The organism is Agromyces humi (genome assembly GCF_009720255.1).
Classification (GTDB): domain Bacteria; phylum Actinomycetota; class Actinomycetes; order Actinomycetales; family Microbacteriaceae; genus Agromyces; species Agromyces humi.
Genome location: NZ_WJSP02000356.1, coordinates 1 through 3,793, shown reverse-complemented (window position 1 = coordinate 3,793; position 3,793 = coordinate 1). Strand labels below are relative to the sequence as shown.

Here is a 3,793-nt window from a genome sequence, read left to right as displayed (position 1 = left end):
CGAGGGCCCGCTCGGCGTCGCCCGACCGCTGCGCGAGACGCGCGCGCCCGAGCGAGGAGGGAAGGGCGAGGGCGCCGTCCCATGAGGCCTTGCCGAACGCGTCGGCCGCCTCGTCGAACCGGCCGAGCCGCTCGAGCACGAGTCCACGCAGCAGGTGCGCGTCGCCGCGCTCGGGGTTGAGGTTGCGGCGCGACAGGCGTTCCATGGCGCGGTCGAGGTGGTCGAGGGCCTCCTCGAGCTCGCCGCGGTCGTGGGCGAGCCGGGCCAAGGCGAGACGGGCGCGCGAATCACCCGGATCCCGCCGCACCGCCTCCGCGAAGTACGGCTCGGCGGGCCTCGTGGGGTGACGGTACTGCACGAGGTGCGTGCCGGTGAGCACGAGCTCGTCGGTGCCGACGATCTCGGCCGGGGCCGGCGGCTCGGTGGCCACCCACGGCTCACCGGCGGGGACCGCGTGCGCCCGCCATCGCACGAGCTCGCGCCCGCCGTCGGTGACGACCACGACGAGGTCGTCGCGGGTCGCGGATGCCTCGAGCTCCACCTCCCCGACGAAGGGCCGTCCCGGCTCGATCGGCACGGTCCACTCGGCGACCACGGCCTCGGCCCGTCGCAGCACGACCTCGGCCGAGGAGTGGACGCCGGTGGCGGCGACGCCCAGCCGCACGCGGCATCCGTCGACGTCGAGCCCGATCGCCGCGTCGAGCGTCGCCTGCACCGCCGGGCCGATGTCCTGGATCGGATACCAGTACTGGCGGAATCGCCGCGTCTCGCCCGGCTGCAGCCAGCTGAAGTCGGGCTGGTTGTCGGTGAAGACGCCCGCCATGAGCTCGACGTACGGGCCGTCGCCGTCGGTGAGGTGGCGGTCCCAGGCACGACCGACCTCGCCGTCGCCCCACGTCCACTGCTTCTTGCCCGGGGCGATCGCCCGATCGGCCCAGTGCACGAACCCGGCTCCGGCGTCGTGGTCGTAGCCGCCGAAGAAGTCGTCGGCCGTGTCGGTGACCATGTACGACGTCGGCACTGGGATGTTCGAGTACACGTCGAGGCGGTCGGCGCCGGGCCGTTCGGCGGCGAGGGCCGGGTAGTCGACGCCGTAGTAGGGGCGGTCGGCGCTGGGGAAGGCGGTGATCGCACGGCGCGCGTGATCGGCGACGTAGCGCACGTCGGTGGGGAAGAACGACTGATAGCGCTCGTGCGAGCGGGCGGCGACGTTCGCCCACCAGAGGAAGGACTGCGGCACGTCGGTGCGGTTCACGAGCCGCGCCTCGAGCTCGATGAGCGACGAGTCGCCGCGCAGGCGGATGCCGTGGCTGCCGCGCATCCGCTGCAGCTGGTCGAGGTCGGAGTGCCACACTGTCACGGAGCCGTCGTCGTGGCGCTCCACGTGCGTCTCCACCGGGAGGGAGGTCGCCGGCCGGTGGTGCTGCGGCCAGTTGAACTCCACGCCGCCCGAGATCCAGGGTCCGGCGAGGCCGACGAGCGCCGGCTTGATGACGTTGTTCCGGTAGAAGAAGTCGTAGTCGCGGGTCTTGTCGTAGCCGATGTGGATCCGTCCGCCCAGCTCGGGCAGGAGCACCAGGCGCACCCAGCGGTTCTCGAGGTGGATCGCCCGCCAACTGCGCGGTGCGCGCTCGGGCAGGATCCGGTCGGTGAACGGGATCGGGTACACCCGGCCGCTCGAGCCCTGGTAGACCCGGCGGTCGAGGAAGAGCGGGTAGCGGTCGGGCTCGGCGGCCTCGTACGTCTCGATCGTGAGCGGCGCCTCCCAGCAGGCGACGCCGCCCGCCGCGATGGCCTCCCGCTCCTCGTCGGGAGCATCGGGCAGCACGATCCGGGGGTTCTCGTCGTTCACGTGGTCCACGCTACGCAGGACGTCGCCGTGGCGACATGGCCGATCGCGGGCCGGCCATGGACGATTCGACACCATGGGATCATTGACGAATGGAGCGGCGCGACGGGTTCGAGCACCAGCGGCTGTGCGTCGTCCCGCGCCCCGCCGTGGCCGAGGCGCTCGCGCGACCGGTGACGCGCCGGCTCGTGGTGACGGATGCCGGATGGTTCCCGCGCGCGGACGGGCATCTCCGAGTCCGTCCCGCGGGCGCCGACGAGGCCATCGTCATCGTCTGCGTGGCCGGCGGCGGATGGGTGGACGTCGACGGCACCCGGGTTCGCGTGACCCCGTCGACCGCTGCCCTGATCCCGCCTCGCTCGCCGCACTCGTACGGGGCCGATGTCGACGACCCATGGACGATCTGGTGGTGTCATGTGCGCGGCAGCGACCTCGCCGACCTGTGGACGGCGATCGGCGCGGACGCCGCACGGCCCCTCGTGTCACTGCGCGCCGTGGACCGCGTCACGGTGCTCCTCGACGAGGTCGTCTCGGGCCTCGAGCGCGACCAGTCGCCGGCTCGGCTCCTCTCCGTCTCGGGCATCGCCTGGCGGCTGATGACGCAGCTCGCGGTCGACCGGAAGCTGCCCGAGCAGGGCGAACCGCTCGAGCGGGCGATGCGGTACCTCGAGGAGCGCATCGACGGCGGCATCCGGGTGTCCGACCTTGCGAGGCTCGTCGGGGTCTCCACGTCGCACCTCGGCGCGCTCTTCCGCGACGCCACCGGCGGCGGGGTGCTGGCGTACCACACGGGCCTCAAGATGGCGCGGGCCCGCGGCCTGCTCGACACCACCGACCTGCACGTCGCCGAAGTGGGGCGCGAGGTCGGGTACGCGGACCCGTTCTACTTCTCACGGCAGTTCAGCCGCGTGCACGGGATGAGCCCGACCGACTACCGCGGGCACCGCAAGGGCTGACCCGCGCGCCGCGCCGCGGCATCCGCTCAGCCCTTGGTCGCGCCCGCCGTGAGGTCGGCCTTCCAGAAGCGCTGCAGCGAGACCATGAGCACGACGAGGAGCACGACGGACACGGCCGAGCCGGTCACGACGAGGGTGGTGAACGACGGATCGCGCTGGGTCTGCGAGTTCCAGAGGGTCAGGCCGAGGGTGATCGGGAACCGCTTGGGGTCGCTCAGCATCACCAGCGGGAGCAGGTAGTTGTTCCAGATCGTCACGAACTGGAAGAGGAAGATCGTCACGATCGCCGGGGTCATCATGCGGGTGGCGATCGACCCGAAGATGCGCAGGTCCCCGGCGCCGTCGATGCGGGCGGCCTCGATGACCTCGTCGGGCACCGAGGCGTTCGCGTGGATCCGCGCCAGGAAGACGCCGAACGGGCTCACCATGCAGGGCAGGAGCACGCTCCAGTAGCTTCCGGTGAGGCCGACGGAGTTCAGCAGGAAGTACAGCGGCAGCGCGATGACCGTCGCCGGAACGAGCACGCCGCCGAGGATCGTCCAGAAGACCGCCTCCTTCGCAGGGAAGTCGTACTTCGCGAACGCGTATCCGGCCGCCGTCGAGATCACCGTCGCCACGAGGGCGCCGACGCCCGAGTACAGGACGCTGTTCAGGATCCAGGCCGAGAAGGCGCCGTCGTCCTGGGTGAACAGGGCGACGAGGTTCTGCCACGCCTGCGGGCTGTCCGAGAACCAGAGCCCGAAGGTCGAGGAGAGGTCGCCCGGCGACTTCGTCGCCGCGATCAGCACCCAGGCGATCGGCAGCAGGAAGTACGCCGACGCCACGACGAGTGCGGCGTTCACCAGCACGGTGCCGGCCGCGCCCGTGCGGGCGGCGGGTGGTCGTCGGGTGGGCGCTGCTGCGCCGGATGCCGCGGGGCGATGGATCCTGCTCGACTTCGGCGGCCTCGTCGTCCACGTCTTCCACCGTGAGGAGCGCCTGAAGTCGA

4 protein-coding genes are annotated in these 3,793 nt (G+C 71.8%); 2 read left to right on the top strand and 2 right to left on the bottom strand.

The window, feature by feature from the left end:
• The coding region (locus tag GH736_RS18935) for a DUF5107 domain-containing protein (RefSeq protein ID WP_235934471.1) at nucleotides 1-1,852 on the bottom strand (1,852 nt) is incomplete at its 3' end.
• 89 nt (nucleotides 1,853-1,941) lie between these two features.
• Between GH736_RS18935 and GH736_RS18930 the strand changes: the two genes are divergently transcribed.
• A complete protein-coding gene (locus tag GH736_RS18930; protein ID WP_159606114.1) occupies nucleotides 1,942-2,805 on the top strand; it encodes an AraC family transcriptional regulator in 864 nt (287 codons plus the stop codon).
• A gap of 26 nt (nucleotides 2,806-2,831) precedes the next feature.
• Here GH736_RS18930 and GH736_RS18925 read toward each other — a convergent pair whose 3' ends face one another.
• Nucleotides 2,832-3,413: a carbohydrate ABC transporter permease gene (locus GH736_RS18925; RefSeq protein ID WP_407922375.1), complete on the bottom strand. Its 582-nt coding sequence runs from the start codon at nucleotides 3,411-3,413 to the stop codon at nucleotides 2,832-2,834.
• Here GH736_RS18925 and GH736_RS25790 point away from each other — a divergent pair.
• The coding region (locus GH736_RS25790; protein ID WP_407922374.1) for an RsfS/YbeB/iojap family protein at nucleotides 3,307-3,793 on the top strand (487 nt) is incomplete at its 3' end. The two genes, GH736_RS18925 and GH736_RS25790, sit on opposite strands and share 107 nt — an antisense overlap.

What these genes read in the sequence shown, in the direction of transcription:
- GH736_RS18930 (WP_159606114.1), top strand. Translation starts at nt 1,942, where the DNA reads ATGGAGCGGCGCGACGGGTTCGAGCACCAGCGGCTGTGCGTCGTCCCG.